The 21,626-nt window shown below is 65.5% G+C and carries 19 protein-coding genes and 1 tRNA gene; 10 read left to right on the top strand and 10 right to left on the bottom strand.

The features are described from left to right. Positions 1 to 841, bottom strand: an 841-nt coding sequence (locus EPO41_RS13875; protein WP_296325984.1) for a hypothetical protein, incomplete at its 3' end; no start/stop codon positions are given. 64 nt (positions 842 to 905) lie between these two features. Between EPO41_RS13875 and EPO41_RS13880 the strand changes: the two genes are divergently transcribed. After that, complete coding sequence (locus tag EPO41_RS13880) at positions 906 to 1,937, top strand: 5-methyltetrahydropteroyltriglutamate--homocysteine methyltransferase (protein WP_296325986.1); 1,032 nt, start codon at positions 906 to 908, stop codon at positions 1,935 to 1,937. Here the strand turns inward: EPO41_RS13880 and EPO41_RS13885 are convergent. The 4 genes from EPO41_RS13885 to EPO41_RS13900 form a co-directional block, all read right to left on the bottom strand. Continuing rightward, complete coding sequence (locus EPO41_RS13885) at positions 1,934 to 4,093, bottom strand: hypothetical protein (RefSeq protein WP_296325988.1); 2,160 nt, start codon at positions 4,091 to 4,093, stop codon at positions 1,934 to 1,936. The two genes, EPO41_RS13880 and EPO41_RS13885, sit on opposite strands and share 4 nt — an antisense overlap. Further along, positions 4,090 to 4,806 carry a class I SAM-dependent methyltransferase gene (locus tag EPO41_RS13890; protein WP_296325990.1) on the bottom strand — a complete coding sequence of 239 codons (717 nt, stop codon included), beginning with the start codon at positions 4,804 to 4,806 and terminating at the stop codon, positions 4,090 to 4,092. Before EPO41_RS13890 ends, EPO41_RS13885 begins: the two co-directional genes overlap by 4 nt. 112 nt (positions 4,807 to 4,918) lie before the next feature. After that, on the bottom strand, positions 4,919 to 6,637 hold the full coding sequence (locus EPO41_RS13895; RefSeq protein ID WP_296325992.1) for an amidohydrolase family protein: 1,719 nt from the start codon (positions 6,635 to 6,637) through the stop codon (positions 4,919 to 4,921). Beyond that, positions 6,637 to 7,047 carry a nuclear transport factor 2 family protein gene (locus EPO41_RS13900; protein ID WP_296325993.1) on the bottom strand — a complete coding sequence of 137 codons (411 nt, stop codon included), beginning with the start codon at positions 7,045 to 7,047 and terminating at the stop codon, positions 6,637 to 6,639. The genes EPO41_RS13895 and EPO41_RS13900 overlap by 1 nt, the downstream gene beginning before the upstream one ends. A 119-nt stretch (positions 7,048 to 7,166) precedes the next feature. Here EPO41_RS13900 and EPO41_RS13905 point away from each other — a divergent pair, with 119 nt between their 5' ends. The 5 genes from EPO41_RS13905 to EPO41_RS13925 are packed head-to-tail and all read left to right on the top strand — an operon-like array spanning position 7,167 to position 12,711. Continuing rightward, entirely contained in the window at positions 7,167 to 8,870 is a 1,704-nt protein-coding gene (locus EPO41_RS13905; protein WP_296325996.1) for a GMC oxidoreductase, read from the top strand. A gap of 11 nt (positions 8,871 to 8,881) precedes the next feature. Next, entirely contained in the window at positions 8,882 to 9,847 is a 966-nt protein-coding gene (locus tag EPO41_RS13910; protein WP_296325997.1) for a peptidyl-alpha-hydroxyglycine alpha-amidating lyase family protein, read from the top strand. Positions 9,848 to 9,858: 11 nt separating this feature from the next. Further along, positions 9,859 to 10,830, top strand: coding sequence for a 2-hydroxyacid dehydrogenase (locus EPO41_RS13915; protein ID WP_296325999.1), 972 nt, complete (start codon positions 9,859 to 9,861; stop codon positions 10,828 to 10,830). Next, a complete protein-coding gene (locus EPO41_RS13920) occupies positions 10,827 to 11,804 on the top strand; it encodes a tripartite tricarboxylate transporter substrate-binding protein (RefSeq protein WP_296326000.1) in 978 nt (325 codons plus the stop codon). The genes EPO41_RS13915 and EPO41_RS13920 overlap by 4 nt, the downstream gene beginning before the upstream one ends. Positions 11,805 to 11,811: 7 nt before the next feature. Next, complete coding sequence (locus tag EPO41_RS13925) at positions 11,812 to 12,711, top strand: transglutaminase domain-containing protein (RefSeq protein WP_296326002.1); 900 nt, start codon at positions 11,812 to 11,814, stop codon at positions 12,709 to 12,711. Positions 12,712 to 12,938: 227 nt separating this feature from the next. Here EPO41_RS13925 and EPO41_RS13930 read toward each other — a convergent pair whose 3' ends face one another. Together EPO41_RS13930 and EPO41_RS13935 are read right to left on the bottom strand one after the other, a co-directional pair. After that, positions 12,939 to 14,192 (bottom strand): MFS transporter, encoded by a 1,254-nt coding sequence (locus tag EPO41_RS13930; protein WP_296326005.1) that lies wholly within the window; start codon positions 14,190 to 14,192, stop codon positions 12,939 to 12,941. 35 nt (positions 14,193 to 14,227) lie between these two features. Beyond that, complete coding sequence (locus EPO41_RS13935; RefSeq protein ID WP_296326007.1) at positions 14,228 to 15,727, bottom strand: NAD(P)/FAD-dependent oxidoreductase; 1,500 nt, start codon at positions 15,725 to 15,727, stop codon at positions 14,228 to 14,230. A 72-nt stretch (positions 15,728 to 15,799) separates the two neighbouring features. Here EPO41_RS13935 and EPO41_RS13940 point away from each other — a divergent pair, with 72 nt between their 5' ends. From EPO41_RS13940 to EPO41_RS13950, 3 genes are read left to right on the top strand one after another with little or no spacing between them, the layout of a single operon-like run. Continuing rightward, positions 15,800 to 16,810, top strand: coding sequence for an SGNH/GDSL hydrolase family protein (locus EPO41_RS13940; protein ID WP_296326009.1), 1,011 nt, complete (start codon positions 15,800 to 15,802; stop codon positions 16,808 to 16,810). Positions 16,811 to 16,823: 13 nt separating this feature from the next. Continuing rightward, positions 16,824 to 18,428 (top strand): GMC family oxidoreductase, encoded by a 1,605-nt coding sequence (locus EPO41_RS13945; protein ID WP_296326011.1) that lies wholly within the window; start codon positions 16,824 to 16,826, stop codon positions 18,426 to 18,428. Positions 18,429 to 18,439: 11 nt separating this feature from the next. Next, positions 18,440 to 18,883: a hypothetical protein gene (locus EPO41_RS13950; RefSeq protein ID WP_296326014.1), complete on the top strand. Its 444-nt coding sequence runs from the start codon at positions 18,440 to 18,442 to the stop codon at positions 18,881 to 18,883. 9 nt (positions 18,884 to 18,892) lie between these two features. On the opposite strand, the gene EPO41_RS13955 is transcribed toward EPO41_RS13950, so the two are convergent. Both EPO41_RS13955 and EPO41_RS13960 read right to left on the bottom strand, forming a co-directional pair. Further along, positions 18,893 to 19,255 (bottom strand): hypothetical protein, encoded by a 363-nt coding sequence (locus tag EPO41_RS13955; RefSeq protein ID WP_296326016.1) that lies wholly within the window; start codon positions 19,253 to 19,255, stop codon positions 18,893 to 18,895. 78 nt (positions 19,256 to 19,333) lie between these two features. Then, the gene (locus EPO41_RS13960) at positions 19,334 to 20,611 is read right to left on the bottom strand and encodes an acyl-CoA dehydrogenase family protein (protein ID WP_296326018.1); all 1,278 of its coding nucleotides are present in this window, start codon (positions 20,609 to 20,611) and stop codon (positions 19,334 to 19,336) included. 574 nt (positions 20,612 to 21,185) lie between these two features. Here EPO41_RS13960 and EPO41_RS13965 point away from each other — a divergent pair. Then, positions 21,186 to 21,389, top strand: a complete 204-nt coding sequence (locus EPO41_RS13965) for a hypothetical protein (protein WP_296326020.1) — start codon at positions 21,186 to 21,188, stop codon at positions 21,387 to 21,389. A 108-nt stretch (positions 21,390 to 21,497) separates the two neighbouring features. Here the strand turns inward: EPO41_RS13965 and EPO41_RS13970 are convergent. Beyond that, positions 21,498 to 21,590: transfer RNA gene (locus EPO41_RS13970), tRNA-Ser, on the bottom strand. Between the last annotated feature and the right edge of the window lie 36 nt (positions 21,591 to 21,626).

Here is a 21,626-nt window from a genome sequence, read left to right on the forward strand (position 1 = left end):
CCCGTCCGTCCACGACGATGAACTTGCCGTGGTTCCAGGAGAAGCTGTTGCAGGATTCGAGCACCGTGCAGCTCCGCATCGCCGAGACGCTGACCGTCACACGGGAGCCCGGAACGCTGCGCGCCGTCTCGACGAGTTCCTTGAGGAACGCCGCGGCATCGACGCCCTCCGGCGGAAACTGGCCGATGAGGACCCGCACCTCGACCTTGCGGCGGCTGAATGCCAGCTGGGCAATGGCAGCCCTGAGCGCCGCGGTGAAGCGCCCGCTCGGCGCCGGCTGCAGTTCGACGATGTCGACGCTGTCACGAGCGCTTGCGACGAGGTCGTGGATCCTGACCGGCAGGGCGTCGGAATGGCCGAGGCACACTTTCCGCGCGGTGGTGCGACGACCCGGCGTGCGCGGCCAGATCGCGGCACAGGTGCCGCCGTTGCAATCGGCATCGGTGGCGCAGATCGGCAGGGAGATGTCGGGCTCGCACTCCTTGCAGCCCATGGCGAACCAGGTGAGATCGTCCGCCCGGCGTCCCCAACGGTTGGGCGTCTGAACCAGCCAGTCGACGGTCAGGGTGTTTCCGCGCGTCAGGTCGTAGGTCATTCCGGCAAAGGCCCCACTCGGGTCGCTCTTGGCGAGCTCTTGCCGGAGTTGCTGCAACGGATCGGGCGCCGAGAGGTCGGGCGGACGGATGTCGCGGTCGCGCATTAACGCGACGAGAGAGGCCGACGATCGCAGCAGCCCGAAGGCTCGCTCGGCCCGAGCGCCATCCATCGAACTGCTGGGCAGGTCCCCGCTGCAGGATCCGACGAGGACGAAGATCAGCAGCAACACGATGCGTCCGAACATGGACAGGGACTTAAACGGGCCGCAGACTGCCGCGCAATCGAAGTTCGCGAGAAATGGAATTCAGATGGGCGAAATGCTTCTGCAGACCACTGTCGTCGGTTCCTACCCCCAGCCGGATTGGCTGGTCGACCGCCAACTGCTGAGCAAGGGCGTGCCGCGCACCCGCGTGAAGGACATGTGGCGGGTCCCGGAGCCCTGGCTCGAACAGGCGCAGGACGATGCCACCCTGCTCGCCATCCGTGACATGGAACGCGCCGGCATCGACGTCATCACCGATGGCGAGATGCGGCGCGAGAGCTACTCCAACCGCTTCGCGACCGCACTGGAGGGCATCGACGACGAGAATCCGGCGGAGATCGTGAACCGCAGCGGCAGCCGGACTCCGGTGCCGCGGGTCGTGGGGAAGATCCGGCGGACGGGGCCGGTCGAGCTGCGTGACATGCAGTTCCTGCGAGCCAATACGGAGCGGCTGGCCAAGATCACCCTGCCCGGCCCCTTCACGATGGGCCAGCAGGTGAAGGACGAGTTCTACAAGGATGCCGAGGCGATGTGCATGGACTACGCCGCCGCAGTGAATGAGGAGGCGCATGAACTGGTAAAGGCCGGCGCCGACGTGATTCAGCTCGACGAACCCTGGCTGCGCAACAACCCCGACGAGGCCAAGCGCTACGCGGTGAAGGCGATCAACCGGGCGCTGGAAGGCATCACCGTGCCGACGGTCATCCATCTCTGCTTCGGCTATGCCGCCGTGGTGACCGGCCTGAAGCCCACCGGCTATTCCTTCCTGCCGCAGCTCTCGGACACGATCGCCCAGCAGATCTCCATCGAATCGGCTCAGCCCAGGCTCGACCTCGGCGTACTGAAGGACCTCGCACCAAAGAAAGTGATGTTGGGCGTCATCGACCTCAGCGACCCCGAGATCGAGACGGCGCAGAAGGTCGCCGACCGCATCCGCACCGGCCTGAAGCATATAGGACCGGATAAACTCCTGCCCGCGCCCGATTGCGGCATGAAGTACCTGCCGCGCGCCGTCGCCTTTGGAAAGCTCAAGGCCTTGAGCGAAGGTGCGGCGATCGTGCGCCGGGAGCTTTCCTAGGAACCGGCCTTGCAGGCCAGCGTGCCGTAGTCGCGCCGGCCGGCGATCGGTTCGACCGTCATGGTCTGGGGCGGCTTGACCGACCGCATCCAGGCATCGACCAGCAGCCTGTTCGAATCGGAAGCGAAGAAGAGGCAGCCGCGGCCCATACCGGCGATCCTGCCGATCCGCGCCTCCTGCTCCGAGCGCAGCCAGAGGCTGTTCTTCGGCGAGGTGATGCCCGAGAGCGAGCGCACTCCCCCCAGGAAATAGAACGTGTCGGGGTGAGCAACGAGATCATCGAACCTGTACGCTCCCAGTTCGACGGGCCGCCCCCCGAGGCGGTCGCGCAGCAGGCCGAAGAACTCCTCCACCTCGGCGAAATCAGGGTGGTTGCGAAAAGCCGCCTGCACCCGGGGAAGCGGCGAGTAGAGACCGGCGAGATCGGAAACCTCGCCCCGGTGGCTTCGCAACTCGGTATAGAGATCGAGCACTGCCGCCGACTCGCGCCAGACCGAACCGAGGCTCGCCGCGCGCCGCTCGACCTCGACCCGCGCTGAGATTGCTGCCTCGGCGATGATGGCCACCGAGATGATCACCAGAAGCGTCCGCGCCCTGCCCGGCTTCAGGCAGCGCCAGAGGAAGACCGGCAACATCAGCAGGAACAGCGCCAACAGGAACGACGGTCCTGCCAGATGGGAAGTGTCCGAGCGCAGCAGCGAAAAGAGATGCAGCACGAACGCGCCGACCGCCACGCCCGCGAACTTCGCGCAGAACTCCCGCGTCGACTCGTCGGCCGTACTCCACCGACGTCCGAGAAATGCCCCCAACAGGCCGAGCGCGAGCAGGAAGAGGAACACCAGAGCATAGGTGAGGATGAGATCCCTGAACTCGCCGGTCGCCCGCAGGTCCGTTTCCAGCCGCCCGTCCACGATGTTCCAGGTGAGCTGCAGACCGAGATTGTCGGACCATATCGAATTGGAGACGCCGGCCATCACCAGGCTGGACTTCGCATTCGCGAGGGCAACCACCTCGAAGAGGTGCGATGGTCCCACGAAGGCTGAGACCAGCATCACGAAGGTCACGCCACCCGCGACAACGAACAGGCCCGCGAACCTCGCGAGCCGCTTCGGCGACATTCCCGATGCCGGCCCGAGCAGGGCCAGCGAGAATACGAGCACCAGCAGGCCTCCGCTCAGGTTCTCCTGGCTGAGGAAGCCGCCCAGCCCCCAGAGCACCCCTCCAGGGATCGCCGCGTCCCAGCCGCGTCTCGCCGACCCCGCGCCCAGCAGCAGCCAGGCAAACCAAAGCGAAAGGATGGGAATCGCCACCCATCGGGTGAGCACGGCCCAACCGGCCAGATCGATCCTTAGGGCGGGGCTCGGCCAGAGAACCCAGCCGACGAGCCCGGCGACCGCCCAGCCGAAACCCAGGAACTGCTGAACGACGACGAAGAAGACGATGGCGCAGACGGCGTTGAGCAGGAGGTTGGCGCCAAGGAAGCCGTGGTTGCTGAAGTGCACGAAGTCCGTGAGAGCGCCCAGAAGCAGCTGGTTTCCGGGTCCGTACTGGGTCTGCGCCTCCAGATAGGGAATCGCGCCAAGCCTGATCTGCTGCAGCGCGCTCAGGTGAACGTGCGAATGAACGTCGTAGAACTTCGCGAGGCCGTCACCGCCGATTACGTCGGCGCCGCGCAGCGCCGGCAGACCGATCCAGCAGAAGGCCAACCCCATGATTCCGATCGCGCCCAGCAGCCGCACCGGCCATTTCGCCGCGGTCGGGGCCGGAGTCGGGCGGACGGCCGATGGCGAGCCCTGAACGAAGGCGACCCAGAGCCAGTGGAAGGCGATGAAGGCCGCGATACCAAGATAGCCGAAGATCAGCGGACGCTTGTCCATCCGCCCCCATTCGATGACTTCGTCCTGCGTCGAGATCGCTCCGGACGGAGCCAGCGCGAGATAGCAATAGGTCCCGACGGCCCCGAGGAGCCCCACGGCGTAAAGCAGTGCGCCGCGCCCCTCTCCGCGGCGCGTCGCCTCCCCATGGACCAGGGCGAGCGCCACCGCAGCAGTCGCCGCCCCAGCGGCCAGGAAGGCAAATCGCGACTGGAGGACGGTGACCTCCACCAGCATCAGCGCTGCGGCGACGAGACAGATCAGGCCCTGTAGCGGCGTCACGGCCGGGCCGTGGCCAGGAGGAGATTGCCGATGCCGAGGTGCTTCGCGCCGGCCTCGACGGCGTGCAGGGTGTGGGCCGCTCCGAGGCCGAACACAGCCGCGAACGGAGCGAGGCCCAGCGCCGTCCTGATCGAGACGTCGCGATAACCCGCCGCCGAGAGATGCTCGCCAAGCAGATCCCGACGGTACTTGTTGATGTGCTGCTCGACATAGCTCACCGGCGACAAGGCGTTGACGCCGAGTTCGATGAGGGGCCACAGCGACCTGTAATTGGGAGTCGTCACGACGAGGACGCCGTCGGACGCCAGCAGCGCGCGTGCTTCGGAGAGCAGTCGGATCGCCGCGTCCGGCGGCAGATGTTCGATCAGTTCCACCACCGTCACCACGTCGAAACGCTCGCCCGTCTCGGACAGGCTGCCGATCGGCCGGGTGGAAAACCGATGCGTCGCGCTTCCGTAGGTTCGTGTCGCGTAGTCGATCTGGGCGGCGCTTATGTCGAGGCCGAGCGCTTCGATGCCGGTCAGATAGTTGCCGATGAAGGTGCCGGGACCGCACCCGATGTCGAGAACCCGTCGCGGCGTGCCGAGTTGAGCCGCGACCGTCCGGAATTTCAGGTCGTGCCAACAGAAGCGTACGCCCGCTCCCTGCCGATAGACCTTGTCGTAGAATCCTGCCGGGATTCCCTTCTCATAGTCGTAAACGGCGTCTTCCATTGCTGCTTGTCAGGATCTCACGGCCTCGCACAGGGACGGGCCGCAGGACCATCGCTCCTGCAAGACCATCGGGAATCTCTTGGACCTCGGCAGAAGAAGTGGCAAGGGCCCGTCAGCGGGCGAGCCGTCCCTTCAGAACCGTCCCGGCGTAGGCGCCCGTCGCCTCTCCGTTCTCGAATGCCACTGCGCCGTTCACCAGGGTTGCCCTGATCCCTTCCGCCTTCTGGACGAGACGTCGTGCGCCACCCGGCAGGTCGCGCTCGACCGTGGGCACCGTCGGCCGGATGCGATCCTCCTCGAACAGCACGAGATCGGCGCGGTATCCTTCGCCGATAAGGCCGCGGTCGATCAGATCCCAGGCGGCGGCGTTGTCTCGGGTGATCTTCTTCACCGCCTCCTCGAGCGTGAAGGCGCCGCGCTTGCGCACCCAGTAACTGAGAAGGTGGGTCTGCAGCGACGAGCCCATCTCCTGGGCGACATGGGCGCCGGAATCCGAAAAGGTCGCCAGCGTGCGGTCGTGCTTCAGGATGCCCAGCACGTCGTCCGGCGATTCGTTCACCAGAGGCTGGACGTAAACCTGGTTCTCGTTTGCCAGCGACAGGTCGATCATGACCTCGACCGGATGCTGCCCGCGCGCCCGGGCGAGCTGCTCGACCGTGGGGTCGTCCCAGTCGACGCCGGTCATCGCGAACAGGTTGGCGTAGTCCGGCTTGCGCGGATCCGTGGTCGCCGCCCCGCCGCCCTGAAAGACGTTGTCGCGCGGCTTCATCCGGCTTTCCGCCGCCACCAGCTCGCGTCGCACCTCGGGATCGGCCAGCTGCCGCTTCTGCTCCTCCATCGGCAGGTCGCGGACCTTGCGCCAGGCCGGCAGCACATCGAACGGCAGATAGGACTTCAGAGAGAAGATCGCGTTGATGGACCGCGTCGTGCCCTGGCCGAACATGCGGCCACCGGCGGCCACGGTCTCGTCGATGTATCGCGTCTGGTAGGCCCAGCCCGTCGGATCGTCGCCCTGCTTGGTGGCCAGCACGCCGAACATGACCGGGCGCCTGTAGGTGAGCGCCAGTTCGCGCAGCCGCGCGAGGAAGGCCCGGTGCGCCGGGCCGCTTGCAACGTCGGGCCCCACCTGGAAGATGCCGGCATCGAGCTCGGCCATCGCCGCCACGATGCGGTCGATCTCCTCCCAGTCGGCGATGCGGCTGGCGACCGGCGTATTGTCCGGTGTCACGTGCGTGGAGGCGCGCGAGCTGGAGAAGCCCATGGCGCCGGCTCGCAGCGCTTCCTTCACGAGGTCGGCCATGCGGACCATCTCGTCCTCGGTCGCCTTCTCGGTGAAGGCCCGCTTGCCCATCGCATACATGCGCAGCGCCGAGTGGCCGATATACATCCCGTAATTGATGGCCTTGGGCAGGCGTTCGACGGTCGCGAGGTATTCCGGAAAGGTCTCCCAAGTCCAGTCGATGCCGGCCGCCATCGCCTCGGTCGGGATGTCCTCGACCGCCGAGAGGCAGCGCGCATAGAGGTCGCGATCCCCTGGCTTGCAGGGCGCCAGGGCGAAGCCGCAATTGCTCATCACGACCGACGTGACGCCATGCCAGCAGGAACAGCTGCCCAGCGGATCCCAGGCGACCTGCGCGTCCATGTGCGTGTGGCCGTCAATGAAACCCGGCGAGACGATCAGCCCGTCGGCGTCGATGGTCTTCGATACGGGCGCAGTAATGCGCCCGATTTCGGCGATCCTGCCGTCCTTGATGCCGACATCGGCCGTGAAGCGCTGCGCGCCGGAACCGTCGACGACCGTGCCGCCGCGGATGACGAGATCGTGGACCATCACAGGCGATCCTTGTTCTCGACGATCTTCCAGTAGGTGTCCTTGGCGGAGATCTTGCCACCCTGGAACGTGTAGATGTCGCAGCCCTGGTAGTTCAGGTCCTCGCCGTCGGCACCCTTGCCCCTCACCGTCCAGACCGAGATCGCGCGGTTGCCGGCGTAGATGTACTCCTTGTGGTCCCAGCGCATGTCGGGGATCACCTTGAACCGCTCGGCGAGCGTCCGGCGGATCGTCTCCTTGCCCTTGAGCGTGCGGCCGACCGGCTCGGGGCCGCGGGCCAGCCAGAAGGTGGCATCATCGGTGAAGTGGGAAACGATGCGGTCGACGTCCCGGCTGTTGAAGGCAGCGGAGATCGCCTTCATCAGTTCCGGCGTGGCGACATCGGCGTTTGCGGCATTAACGTCCGGCATACGAAACCTCCCTCGCTGGCTTTTGCCGACGATTGCAGGCTTCACACAACCCGGCAAGCGGACAACCACATCCGGCCCCATCCGTGCTAGCGTGTCCGCAATAAACGGGGAAACGCCAAGTGTACGACTACATCATCGTCGGCGGCGGATCGGCAGGCTCGGTCATGGCCCATCGGCTGTCGGCCCGGAGCGCCAACAAGGTGCTGCTGTGCGAGGCCGGTCCGGACACGCCGCCCGGCCGGGAGCCGAAGGAAATCGCCGACAGCTATTCCGGCACGGCCTACTTCGACCCGCGGTTCCACTGGACCGAACTCAAAGTGCATACCCAGGTCGTCAGCCACAACAACCCGCAGGAGAACCGCCCGCCGCTGCGCAAGTACGAACAGGCGCGCGTGCTGGGCGGCGGCTCCTCGATCAACGGCCAGATGGCCAACCGCGGCGCACCGACCGATTACGCCGAATGGGAGAGCCGGGGCGCCGCGGGCTGGAGCTGGAACGACGTCCTGCCCTATTTCAAGAAGGTCGAGCGCGATCTCGATTTCGACGGACCGCTGCACGGCAAGGACGGCCGCATTCCCGTGCGCCGCATCCCGCGAGACAAGTGGGCGGGCCATGCCCAGGCAGTCGGCCGCGCCTTCGAGGCCAAGGGCTTCAAGTACCTGCCCGACCAGAACGGCGAGTTCGTCGACGGTTATTTTCCGGTCACGCATTCCAACGCCGAGGAGCGGCGCGTCTCCGCCGCCATGGGCTATCTCGACGCCGAGACCCGCAAGCGCCCCAACCTGACGATCTCGACCGACACGCAGGTCATGTCGCTGCTGTTCGAGGGCACACGCTGCGTCGGCGTTAAGGCCCGGGTGGCCGGCAAGGAGCAGGAATTCCGCGCCCGCGAGGTGATCCTCTCCAGCGGCGCCATTCATTCCCCGGCCCACCTCATGCGCGCCGGCATCGGTCCCGTCGGCCAACTCGCCGAGCTCGGCATTCCCGTCGTGTCCGCCCTGCCCGGCGTCGGCCAGCGGCTGATGGATCATCCGTCGATCGCGCTTTCGTCGTTCATCAAGCGCGGCGCCCGCCTGCGCGAGCATACGCGCCGGCACATCCATGTCGGCCTGCGCTATTCGTCGAATCTGCCCGGCATCCCCAAGGGCGACATGTTCGTAGCCGTGGTCAGCAAGTCGGCCTGGCATGCGGTAGGCGAGCAGATCGCCTCGCTGCTCACCTTCATCAACAAGACCTATTCCGAGACCGGCCAGGTCAAGCTCACTTCGCGCGACTGGCGCAGCGAGCCCCTCGTCGAGTTCAACCTGCTGTCCGACAAGCGCGACCTCGACCGGCTGATGAGCGGCTTCAAGCTGATGGCCGCCGTGCAGATGACCGATGCGCTGCGCGCGGTGACCGACGTTCCCTTCCCGGCCTCCTACAGCGACCGGGTGCGTCAGATCGGCGTGGTCAACACGAAGAACAAGTGGCTGACCCGGCTGGTCGCCACGATGCTGGACGGGCCTGCGGCACTTCGGCGTTACATGATCGATAACTACGTGGTCGAGGGCTTCACTTTCGACCAGGTGATGAACGACGACGACGCACTCGAAGCCTTCGTGCGCAAGGCGGCGATCGGCGTCTGGCACGCCTCCTGTACCTGCCGCATGGGCCGCGACGACGATCCCATGGCCGTGGTCGACACTCAGGGCCGGGTACGCGGCGTGCAGGGCCTGCGTGTCGTCGACGCCTCGATCTTCCCCGTGGTGCCCTGCGCCAACACCAATTTCCCCACCTTGATGACGGCCGAGAAGATCTCGGAAGCCGTTCTCGCCGGTCACTGAGGAGTAGAGTCATGTCGGTCGTGCTGGGCAGCGGCGATCATCGTTATCGTGTGGTCGAGAACTGGGCGAAGCTCCCCGATGGCTGGGAATTCCGTGATGTCGCGGCCGTCGCCGTCGACAGCAAGGACCGGGTCTACGTCTTCAACCGCGGCGAACACCCGATGATGGTGTTCGACAGGGACGGAAACTTCCTGCGCTCATGGGGCGAAGGCCTGTTCAGTCGGGCCCACGGCATCCACATCGACAGCGACGACAATCTCTACTGCACCGATGACGGCGACCATACGGTTCGCAAGGTCTCGACCGACGGCAAGGTGCTGATGACGATCGGCGCGCCCAACCAGCCCGCGCCGTTCCTGAGCGGCAGGCCGTTCAACCGCTGCACCCACACCGCCCTCTCGCCAAAGGGCGAGATCTACGTCTCCGACGGCTACGGCAACAGCCGTGTTCACAAGTATTCGCCCGATGGGAAGCACCTGATGTGCTGGGGCACGACCGGGACCGATCCGGGTGAGTTCAACATCGCGCACAACATCGCCACCGACGCCGAAGGCTGGGTCTATGTCGCCGACCGGGAGAATCACCGCGTTCAGGTTTTCGACGGCAACGGCAAATACGAAGCCCAGTGGAACAACATGCACCGGCCTTGTGCGCTCTACTGTTGCGGCGGGGCGAAGAATCCGACCTTCATCATCGGCGAGCTCGGGCCGGGCATGCCGGTGAACAGCAAGCACACCAATCTCGGCCCCCGCCTGTCGATCGTCGACAGCAAGGGCAAGACGCTGGCCCGGCTCGGTGGCCAGGACGGACCCGGCGAACAGGCCGGCCGGTTCCTGTCGCCGCACGGCCTCGCGGTCGATTCACGCGGCGACATCTATGTCGGCGAGGTGAGCTACACCAACTGGCCGAGCACCTTTCCCGGCGCTCCGGTGCCAAAGTACCTGCGCTCGTTGCAGAAACTCGAGAAAGTCGTCTGAGGAGAATGGTAATGGTTGAACGCGTACTCGTCGTCGGTCCCAAGGACACCCTGTCCATGGTCGACGACCTCGCCCCCAAGGGCTACGAGATCGTCAAGGCGCTGCATAATTCGCCGGAGCAGAAGGCCGCCCTGCCCGGCACGCACTATTTCGTGGGCTTCATCCAGCAATATGTGACGTCTCAGCTCTACAAGGACGCGCCGAACCTGAAGCTCGTTCAGATGCTGAGCGCCGGCTACGACCGCGCCGATCTGGAAGCCGCCCGCAAGAGCGGCGTGCCGCTCTGCGCCAATGGCGGCGCCAACTCGGTCGCCGTTTCCGAGCACGCCATGCTGCTGATGCTGGCGGTCTCGCGCCGGCTGATCACACAGCACACCAACGTCACGGCTGGGCGCTGGCACGGGAACTCGCCGCCGACCGTCCACGAGGTACGCAACCGCGTGCTGGGCATCATCGGCCTCGGCACGATCGGCAAGAAGGTCGCGAAGCTCGCCCTCGCCTTCGGCATGACCGTCCACTACTACGACATCGCCCGCCTCAAGGAGGAAGAGGAAGACGCGCTCGGCGTCCGCTTCCGCCTGCTGCCGGAAATCCTGAAGCATTCGGACATCGTCTCGCTGCACGTGCCGCTGAACGATTCGACCCGGCACATGATCGGCAAGGACGAACTCGCCGCCATGAAGAAGTCGGCGATCATCGTGAACACCTCACGCGGGCCCGTGATCGACGAGAAGGCAATGATCGCCGCCCTATCCTCCGGCAACCTGTTCGGCGCCGGCCTCGACGTGTTCGACGAGGAGCCGACTCCACCGGACAATCCCCTCCTGAAGCTCGACAACGTCATCCTGACGGCGCACCTCGCCGGCCCGACCTTCGAGAGCAACGTCACCCGCCTGCGCAACGGCTTCGACAACGTCCAGAGGGTTGCCCGCGGCGAACCCGCGCTCTGGGTAGTGCCCGAACTGCTGGAACCCAGGAAATGAGCCGGATTGCCCGTAGAACTCTCCTGGGGGCGGCCCTTGCCGCCCCCTTCATCGCCCGCGAGGGCTTTGCCCAGGGCGACTGGCCCAAGGGCCCGGTCCGCTGGGTCGTTGCCTTCGCGGCCGGCGGCGCTGCCGACACGGTGGCGCGTAACATCGGCGTGCGCGTGAGCGAGATCATCGGCCAGCAGGTGATCATCGACAACCGTACCGGCGGCAATGCGGTCGTGGCTGCCAACGCCGTGCTGCAGGCGCCGAGGGACGGTCAGACCTTCCTGGTCGACGCCGCCAACCAGATCACCAACACCCTGCTGATGAAGGATTTGCCGTTCGACTATGCGCAGACCTGGTTGCCGGTCACCCAGCTCGCGAGCTTCCCCCAGGTCGTCGCCGTGAAGCAGGACTTCCCGTCGAAGACCGTCCAGGATTTCATTGCCGCTGCGAAGGCCAAGCCCGGCACGATCAGCTACGGCACCCCACCGGCGGCCGGCATGGCCCACATGGCCGGCGAGGAACTGCAGCGCCGGGCCGGCATCAAGCTGATCCACGTGCCCTATCGCGGCGGCGCCGACGCCGCGCGCGACATCGGTGCGGGCGCCGTCGATTCGGTGATCATCACCACCAATTCGATCCGCCCGCCCGTCGCCGCCGGCCGCGCGCGCGTTCTGGCGGTCACCAGCCTCAAGCGCTCCGTCGCCTTCCCTGACGTGCCGACCCTGGCGGAAAGCGGTTATCCGGGCTTCGACCTGAACGACTGGAACGGCCTCTTCGCCGCCACCGGCACGCCGCCGGCCCTGGTCGATCGCATGCAGGCCGTGGTGGCCGAAGCGATCAAGGATCCGAAGGTGAAGGAGCGCCTTGACCCGACCGGCGCCGATCTGGTCGCCAACACGCCCGCCGAGTTCCGGACCTGGATCGCCGGCCAGCGCGAGCTGCTCGGCAAGCTGATCGCCGAAGCCGGCATCAAGCTGCAGTAGGGCGAAGATGCCGCCAGCCGCTCTTGCCTATTACAGTGCACAGAGCGCAACGACCGATGCGGGCGAGCGCACGCCACTCGATATCGGCCTGCCGTCCGACATCGAGGCGCTTGCCGCGATCGTCCAGGGCCTCGTGATCGACAAGGATTTCATCGGTCTGTACGGGCTGGATCTCGACGGGCGGATGCGGCTCGGCGAGGTCGACACCCGCTATGCCTCCGACATCTACCGGCGACTGATCGAGAAGGACGATCGACCACTCGATGCGCCGCGCGAACCGGGCGCGCGCTTCGTCGGCAGTTGCCGGGACTACGCACTCCTTCTCTGTTCGCTGCTTCGCCACGTGGGCATGCCGGCCCGACTGCGCTTCGGCTTCGCGACGTACTTCTCGGGGAAGCCGGACACGTACAGCGACCATTGCGTCTGCGAATACTGGAGCGAAGCGCAGAGACGCTGGGTGCTCGTCGATCCGAATGTCGATCCGGTCGTGAAATCGAGGCTGGGCGTGACCGTCAATTCACTGGACCTGGCGCGCGACCAGTTCGTCGTCGCTGCCGACGGCTGGCGCCTAGCCCGCGACGGGAAGGTCGCGCCCGACCGGTTCGGCGTTCCGAGCATCGACATCCGAGGCCTTTGGTTCATCCGCGGAAGCCTGATGCGGGACCTCGCCGCACTCAACAAGGTCGAGTTGCTTCCCTGGGACTATTGGGGCCTGGCCGACCGAGTACCGATCGATGCGCTGCCGGAGGAGGAATTGCCCATGCTCGACGAGCTTGCGCAGGTACTCGACGCGCCGAACGAACTCACGCAGCTCCAGTCGACCTTCGCCCGGCCGGAGCTTGTCGTGCGCGACGCGATCCGGAGCTTCTCCCCGCTTCACGGAGAGACGAAAGTGATCCTTCGTTAGCCCCGCACCTGACGGTTCCGACGGCGATGCGGCACCATCGCCAGGGCACGTAACCGAAATATGCGCAATATCCGAAACGAACGAAGCGAAAAACGCCCCCTGGAGAGCGATTCCCGGTCTGCGGAGGCCTGAATACCGCAACAATCTGCGCATGAGACGTGCAAAATCACCCCCCCCTCCGCTCGGCCGCAGGAGCGGGTAACGCTCGAACCTGAAGTCACACTGCACTAGGCGGTCTGGAGCTTCAGCCGGTAGGTTTCTTCGAATTTCAGGATGGCCGCGAAGGAGATCGCCGCGGCCGCCATGATCATGAAAGCCGGGCTGTAGTCGTTCTCCGTCCGGTGGACGAGCCAGGTGGCGACCAACGGACTGAAGCCGCCGAGGACGCCCAGGGTCACGTTGTAGCCGAGCGCGATGGCGGTGCAGCGGATCTCCGCCGGCACGGCCTCCACCATCAGGGCCGGCTGGCCGCCGATGAAAGCGCCGACCGATAGCACGAAGCCGAACTGGCCCAGCAGGACGAGCGCGGGCTGGCCCTGGTGCATCAGCCAGAAGAACGGCAGCGCGCCGACGAAGCCCAGTGCCGCGGCCCCCAGCATCACGGGACGCCGGCCGTAGCGGTCGGACAGCCAGCCCATCAGGACCATGACCGGCAGCATCACGAACATGCTGGTCGAATTGATCGCCAGCGCCGTTGCGGGCGCAATGCCGTCGGCGAACTGCAGCCAGCTCACGATGTAGACGAACATCAGATAGAAGCCGACCGAGTTGAATACGGAAAGCGCGGCGAGCTTGACCAGCAGCGGGCCGTGGTTGCGGATCGTGTCGACCAGCGGCGACTTGGCCGAAGCCTTGCGCGGCGACTCATGGACATGTCGGCGCAGCACGACACCGGCGATGCCGACGACCAGCCCCAGCAGGAACGGCAAACGCCAGCCCCAGCTTTCCAGCGCCTGCTCCGACATCACGGAGGCCAGAAGCGCCCCCGTCGCCGAGCCCAGCAAGATACCACCGACTGCGCCGCAGCAGCCCAGTGCTCCGACGAAGGCGCGCCGGTCGGGCGGCGATTGCTCGATGATGAAGATGATGGACGTCGTGTATTCGCCGCCCACCGAAAGGCCCTGGATCATGCGGAGAAGCGTGAGCAGGATCGGTGCGGCGATTCCCAGCGTCTGGTAGTCGGGTAACACGCCGACCAGGAACGTCGGGATAGCCATGGCGGCCACGGAGAAAGTGAGCGCCGCGCGGCGGCCGAGCCGGTCACCGATGGCCCCGATCACCGCCCCGCCGATGGGGCGCATCAGGAAGCCCACGGCGAAGATCCCGAAGGCTGCCAGGACCTGGGCGACGGCGTCCTCGCTGGGGAAGAAGGCGCGGCCGATTGCGGCGGCAAAGTAGCCGTAGACCGCGAAATCGTACCATTCCAGCACGTTGCCGATCGCGCCGGCCGCAATGACGCGGCGCGTTTTCCCCTGCTCCATCCCCGCTCCCCCCGAGCCTCTGACCGGCCGAAAGATCAGCCGTAGACGAACGCCTTGTCCTTCAGGTCGATGGCCGGAAAGACGTTCTTCTCGTTCCAGTAATCCTGCGTGTGCTGCCATTCCGGCTTGTCGCCGCGCTTGGGCAGGAGATGCATGCCGCGCATCAGGTAGCCCGGATTGAAGTTCTCGGGATCGATCCAGGGCAACAAGGCCATGTCCTTGTCCTCGGGCCGCAGGGCGACCTCGACCTTGCGGGCCTGATGCTTGTCCATGTGGTCCAGCAGGCGGCAGACGAAATCGCCGACCAGGTCGGCGCGCAAGGTCCAGCTCGCGCGGAAGTAGCCGAACACCCAGATCATGTTGGGCACGCCGGTGAACATCATGCCGCGATAGGTCACGGTATCGGCGAAATCGACCGGCTTGCCGTCCACCGCGAAGGCGATGTCGCCCATTACCGACAGATTGAAGCCGGTGGCGGTCACGATGATGTCGGCCTCGAGCACCTTGCCCGACTTGAGCAGGATGCCCTCCGGCACGAAGCGATCGATCTCGTCGGTCTCGACCGAGGCCTTGCCGGAGCGGACGGCCTTGAAGAGGTCGCCTTCCGGGACGAACGCGATGCGTTGCTGCCACGGCCGGTAGCTCGGCGTGAAATGCGGCTCCATTGGAAAATCCGGTCCGACATGGGCGCGAACCCCGGCCAGCAGCTCGGCCCGCACCTTGTCCGATTCCTCGAAGGAGCGCCGGGTGAACACCGACTGGTCGTGCAGGATCTTGCGGCGCACGATCTCGTGGATCCATTCCTCGTCGACCTCGAGCTGGCGCAGCGTCTCGGCAAGCTCGATGGCATTGCGCCCGGGAATGAAATAGGTCGGCGTCCGCTGCAGCATCGTCACATGGTCGGCCTTGTCGGCCATCGCCGGGATGATCGTTGCCGCGGTCGCACCGGAGCCGATCACGACGATCTTCTTGCCCGTGTAGTCGAGATCCTCCGGCCAGGTCTGGGGATGGACGATCCGGCCCTTGAAGGTCTCCATGTCCTTCCATTCGGGCGTGTAGCCGACGGAATGGCGGTAATAGCCTTGGCACATCCAGAGGAAGTTGGCCGTGAAGCGGACAGCCTCGCCCGTGTCGGTGCGAACGCCCTCGAGGGTCCAGAGATTGTCCTTGCTCGACCAGGACGCGGATTCGATCCGGTGCCGGTAGCGGATATGCCGCGCCAGGTCGTTCTCTTCGATGACCTCGCCCATGTAGGTCTTGATCTCGTGCGCGGTGGCAATCGGTTTGCCCTTCCACGCCTTGAAGCGATAGCCGAACGTGTGGAGGTCGCTGTCGGACCGGATGCCCGGATATTTGTGGGTCAGCCAGGTCCCGCCGAAGCTCTCCTGCGTCTCCAGGATGACGAAGCTGCGGTCGGGCATCTGGTGGGTGAGATGATAGGCGCCGCCGATGCCGGAAATGCCGGCGCCGACGATGACGACATCGAAATGCTCGGTCCGCGTGGCCGCAGCCCGCGCAAGGGTGGTATCCGGCATGGGAAGGCTCTTTCCTCGCTGATATTCTGGCGACAGTCTTGCTTGAACATGAGTGTCGAAGCCAGCCCCCAGATGCCACGAGTCGAAACCGGCCGGAAACGCCGCAGCGCCCTATCAATCCTGGCCGTCCTGATCGGCCTCGTCGCCGGATTCGGCCTCGCCGAGGGTCTGACCCGCCTGCTCTTCCCCGCCTTCGATCCCTCCGGCCGCTTCGAATTCACCTATCCGGTGGGGTCCCTGCTTCTTGGCAAACCCGGCACGGAGGCCCGCCAGGTCAAGAACACCGGCGACTATGACGTCGCGGTCCACATCAATTCACACGGACTGCGCGACGCAAACGACGTTGCGACGGCGGGCTCGGACGACATCCTCGTCGTGGGCGATTCCTTCACCTGGGGCTGGGGCGTCGAAGCCCAGGACCGCTTCTCCGACCAGCTCCAGATCCTCACCGGCCGACGGACCTTCAACCTCTCGACTCCCACGGACATAGACGGCTACGCGGCCCTCCTCGACTATGCGAGGAAGCTCGGCTCCAGGGCCGGCCGCGTCGTCATCGCCATCTGCATGGAGAACGATCTCCATCTCTATGGAGATGCCCCGCAGGGCGGACCGCCGCCCGACAGTGGCAGCGCACTCAAGGAGTGGCTGGCTGGCCATTCGGCCCTCTATCTCCTCGCCGTCACCACAGTCCAGCAGACGCCGTGGCTGCGGGACCTCGCCGTGAAAGCCGGCCTGATCGTGCCCAACCTCGAGGGGATTGCGAAGAACGACTACGATCCCGCGATCATCGACTCTTCGGCCAATCATCTGAAGGAGATCGCGGAGCAGTATCGCACGCTCGTCGTGCTGATCCCTTCCCGCGCGCTCTGGGTCGGCAACTCCCGCTCCCGGGCCATCGAGGACCGCGTCCACACGGCCTTCATCGTCGCCTTGCAACGGCGCGGCATCGATGTGCTGGACCTGCAGCCTGTCCTGGAGGCACAACTTGCCCCACTCGCCTACCACTTCGCCAACGACGGCCATTGGAATGTCCGCGGTCATGCCCTGGCCGCCCGCGCCATAAGCCAGCATCTCGCCCGCTAACGGAAGAACGCCCATGCACGAAAAGGTCGACGTCCTGATCATCGGTTCCGGCGCCTCGGGGGCGGCGGTGGCCTGGAGCCTCGCCGACACCAAGATGCGCATCCTCTGCCTCGAGCAGGGCGACTGGGTGAAGCCCACGGATTACCCGACCAACGGCCGGGACTGGGAGGCCCGCCTGTTCGGCGACTTCGCCATCAACCCGAACCGCCGGGCTCGCGAGACCGACTACCCGATCAACAACGGCACTTCGCCCATCCAGGTCGTGAACTTCAACGGCGTCGGCGGCAGCACCATCATGTACACGGCGCACTATCCGCGCCTGCACCCGTCCGACTTCCGGGTGAAGACGCTGGACGGCGTGGCCGACGACTGGCCCGTCGATTACGCCACCCTGGAGCCGTTCTTTGCCGAGAACGACCGCGTGACGGGCGTCGCTGGCCTAGAGGGCGACCCGGCCTATCCGCATCATGCCCTGCCGATGCCGCCGCTGCCGCTGGGCAAGACGGGCAAGTGCTTCGGCGAGGCGATGAACAAGCTCGGTTGGCATTGGTGGCCATCGGACTCCGCCATCGCCACGACCGAGTATGACGGCCGTGCGCCCTGCATCAATCTCGGCCACTGCACGCCGGGTTGCGCCCAGGGCGCCAAGGCCAGCACCGACGTCACCTACTGGCCGCACGCGATCCGCGCCGGCGTCCAGCTGCGGACCCGCGCGCGCGTCCGCGAGATCACGGTCGGTCCCGACGGCCTCGCGACTGGTGCAATCTACTACGACGCCGAGGGCAAGGAGCATTTCCAGCCGGCCGAGATGGTGATCGTGGCCTGCAACGGAATCGGCACGCCGCGCCTGCTGCTCAATTCCGTGTCCGCCAGGTTTCCCAACGGCATTGGCAATTCGAGCGGGCTGGTGGGCAGGAACCTGATGTTCCATCCCTTCGCCCACACCTACGGCTATGTCGACGAGCCGATCGACGGCAATACCGGCGCGCAGCTCTCGCTGTGGAGCCAGGAATTCTACGAGACCGACAGGTCCCGCGGATTCGTGCGCGGCTACACCCTGCAGCTCCATCGCGGCGCCGGCATGATCGTCGATGCGATCGCCAACACCGCGCGCGGCTTCCTGCCGTGGGGCGAGGCGCATCACGACGTCTACCGCACCATCTTCAACCGCAAGCTCGGCCTTTCGGCGATCTGTGAGGATCTGCCTGAAGAGCACAACAGGGTCACGCTCGATCCGGTGCTGAAGGACAGCAATGGCATTCCCGCGCCGAAGATCGAGTACACTCTGGGCGAAAACACGAAAAAGATGATGGCCCACGGCGTTGCGCGGTCGAAAGAGATCCTCGAAGCGGCCGGTGCGAAGAATGTCGGGAGCGATGCGCCGATGCTCAATGCCGGGTGGCACCTGATGGGGACGGCCCGCATGGGCACCGATCCCGAGCGGTCCGTTGTCAACGAATGGGGCCGCAGCCACGACGTGAAGAACATGTTCATCGTCGACGGCAGCATCTGGGTCACATCGGGCGGCGTGAACCCGACCTCCACCATCCAGGCCCTGGCACTCTACATCGCCGACAACATCAAGCGGCGTCTCGCCGACGCCACGCTCTTCGACTGAGGCCCAACGTCATGACCTACGAGACCCTGACCGACGCCGAGACCCGCGACCTGCGCGCGCTGGCCGGCCTGATGATTCCCGCCAGCGCCACCCATGGCGTGCCGGGCGCCGACGACGATCTGATCTTCCCCGATATCCTGAGGAGCCTGGAACGCGACACCGCCGACGCGAAGACCGCGCTGCAGCAGCTCGTCACGCTGTCCGGCGGTGCCTTCTCCGATCTCACCGCGGAGCGCCGCGGCGAGGTCGCAGCCCGCTTCAAGCAGGAAGGCGGAGCTCCCCTCTTCGCCCTCAATCGCGTGGTACTGCTCTGCTACTACCGCGATGATCGCGTGATGCGCTCGCTCGGCCAGGAGCCGCGCTCACCCTTCCCCAAGGGGCATGTCGTGGAACAGGGCGACTGGTCCCTGCTCGATCCGGTGAGGACGCGCCCGCCGATGTGGCGTCGTGTCTGAGGCCGCCCGTCAGCCTTGGCCGCGGGCCTTCAGCACGTAGCCCATCGCCCGGAAGCTCGAATCCTTCTGGATCGCCGATGTGATCCGCGGATCGCCATGGGGATTGCTGAGGGCGTTGAGCACATCGGTCTGGGTCTGGCAGGACGCCGCCACATTGGCGGCAAGCGACTGGGCGCTGGTGCTGAAGGCGTCCGCGAGATGGACGTTGGCAGCCAGGCAGTTGTCGCGCGCCTCATAGGCGTCGTTGATGCTCTTCATCAGCTTGGGATCGGACAGGCCCGCGCCGGCCATGGAACTCGCCGCCTCGCAGCCGCTTAGCAGCACTGGAAGAAGCACCATGGCCGCCTGCAGGGATGTCCTCGTCGCCTTCATCCGATCTTCCCGTCTCGTAATATTACGCAACAAAATTACGCCGGGCCCGGCCTGTCAAGGCCAGGCCCGGATATCCGCTCAGTGCCGGCTGATCTCGGCGCGGCCCACCACCATGTGATGGACCTCGTCCGGGCCGTCGGCGAAGCGCAGATGACGCTGGTTCACGTACATTTCCGACAGAGGCGACCACTGGGAGATTCCGGTGGCGCCATGGATCTGCATCGCCTGGTCGATGATCACGCAGACCTTCTCCGGCACCATCGCCTTGACCATGCTGATCCAGACGCGGGCCTCGCGATGGCCCAGCACGTCCATCGCCTTGGCGGCCTTCAGGACCATGAGGCGCATCGCCTCGATCTCGATGCGGGCGCGGCTCACCAGCTCGAGATTCTTGCCAAGGGCGATCAGCTGCTTGCCGAAGGCGGTACGGGTAGAGCCGCGCTTGACCATCAGGTCGAGCGCCTTCTCCGCCGCGCCGATGGACCGCATGCAGTGATGGATTCGGCCCGGTCCCAATCGGACCTGGCTGATCTCGAAGCCGCGACCCTCGCCCAGCAGCATGTTCGAGGCCGGGACGCGGCAATTGTTGAACTTGAGGTGCATGTGACCGCGCGGCGCATGGTCGTGGCCGAAAACGGTCATCGGCCCGACGATCTCGAGGCCGGGCGTGCCGATCGGCACCAGGATCTGCGACTGCTGGAACTGCGGCGAGGCGTCAGGGCTGGTCTTGCACATGACGATCATGATCTTGCAGCGCGGGTCGCCGGCACCGGAGATGTAGTACTTCTCGCCGTTGATCACCCACTCGTCGCCAACCAGTTCGGCACGCGTGGCGATGTTCTTGGCATCCGATGAAGCGACACCCGGCTCGGTCATGGCATAGGCCGAACGGATCTCGCCGTTGAGCAGCGGCTTCAGCCACTTCTCCTTCTGCTCCGGGGTGCCGACCTTCTCGAGCACCTCCATGTTGCCGGTGTCCGGCGCGGAGCAGTTCAGCGACTCGGAAGCGAGCTGGTATTTGCCCAATTCGGCCGCGATGTAGGCATAGTCCAGGTTGGTCAGGCCGCGGCCGATCTCGGAATGCGGCAGGAAGAAGTTCCACAGGCCCGAGGCCTTGGCCTTGTTCTTGGCGCCCTCGAGCAGCTCGAGCTGCCCCGGGGCCCAGCTCCAGCGATCCTTGCGGCCCTCGCCCAGGCGGAAGAACTCCTCGGTGATCGGCGCGACGTTTTCGTTGATGTGTGCCTTCACGGCATCGAACAGCGGCTGCGCCTCCTTCGACATCGCGAGATTGTTCAGCTCGGCGTCGAGATCCGGGCGGACCGCCTTCTTGGTCGCCGCCGCTGCCTTCTGTGTCATTGAGGTTTCCTCGGGGTTCGTTCGATTCCAGTTGCAGCAATCCCTACAGGCCTGACATTTCCGGTCAATCCCCTGCAGCCACATTGCATCCAGGCCGGTGCCGCCGTGCAATTGGTCTGGCACTGCCACACCACCTCCGTCTTCAAATTTAAATATTGCGCCGACGATGCAATCATCATATGAAGCCTTCGGGAAGGGGCGAAGTGGGACGCGCTCCGAACTGATTGGGTGTGAAATGGATAGAAAAGTTGCGTGCAGTCTGGGGCTGCTGGCGACGGCATTTGCCGTCCTGTTGGTCGCGTATGCCCAGGCGACGGAAATCGCCGCGACCGCGCGGAGAGAGCCGTTCGTGAGCGAGCGAACGGTCGATGTAATCCCTTCACGGACGGGACAACTGCCAGGAACGGCACCAGGTGCTTCCCGGACCCTCCGAAGCAATCTCGTCAGCGACTGATTTTCAGTTCGGACCGGATGCGCGCAGCATTCGACTCCCGGTTGCACCCCATAGTGGCGCGCAAATTGCATTGATTTCTTGAGCGGCCGTCCATCGATCCTTGTGACTAGGAGATCGACGATGCTCAAGATCTACGTTCCAAAGGTGCTGAGTAGTGAGATTGGCGACTGGTGCAGCAGTATCTCGCTGGCTGCAGGCGTGCCAATTTGCTGGGGAAGTGACCACCTTGGCCACTATGTCAATGCGCCCAGTGCCGACTGGGTGACATCCCTGTCCGCCGCCATCGCCGATGCCTGCGAGGGCAAGTCGCCGAGCCTGAACTAGCTGCGGCACCCTTGAGGATCCTTCCCGTCGGAGCGAGGCCGGCGATCAACGACGCTCGCCCCCCCCGTCTGGTACGGAGGAAGACGGCGTCGCGGCGTGACGAGATAGTGGCGGAGGGGATGGGATTCGAACCCACGATACGGGTTATCCCCGTATAACGGTTTAGCAAACCGCCGCCTTCGGCCACTCGGCCACCCCTCCGCAGACCCGTTAAGACCCCGGCGACCATAACCCACG

This window comes from Reyranella sp. (genome assembly GCF_004297265.1).
Taxonomy (GTDB): Bacteria; Pseudomonadota; Alphaproteobacteria; order Reyranellales; family Reyranellaceae; genus Reyranella.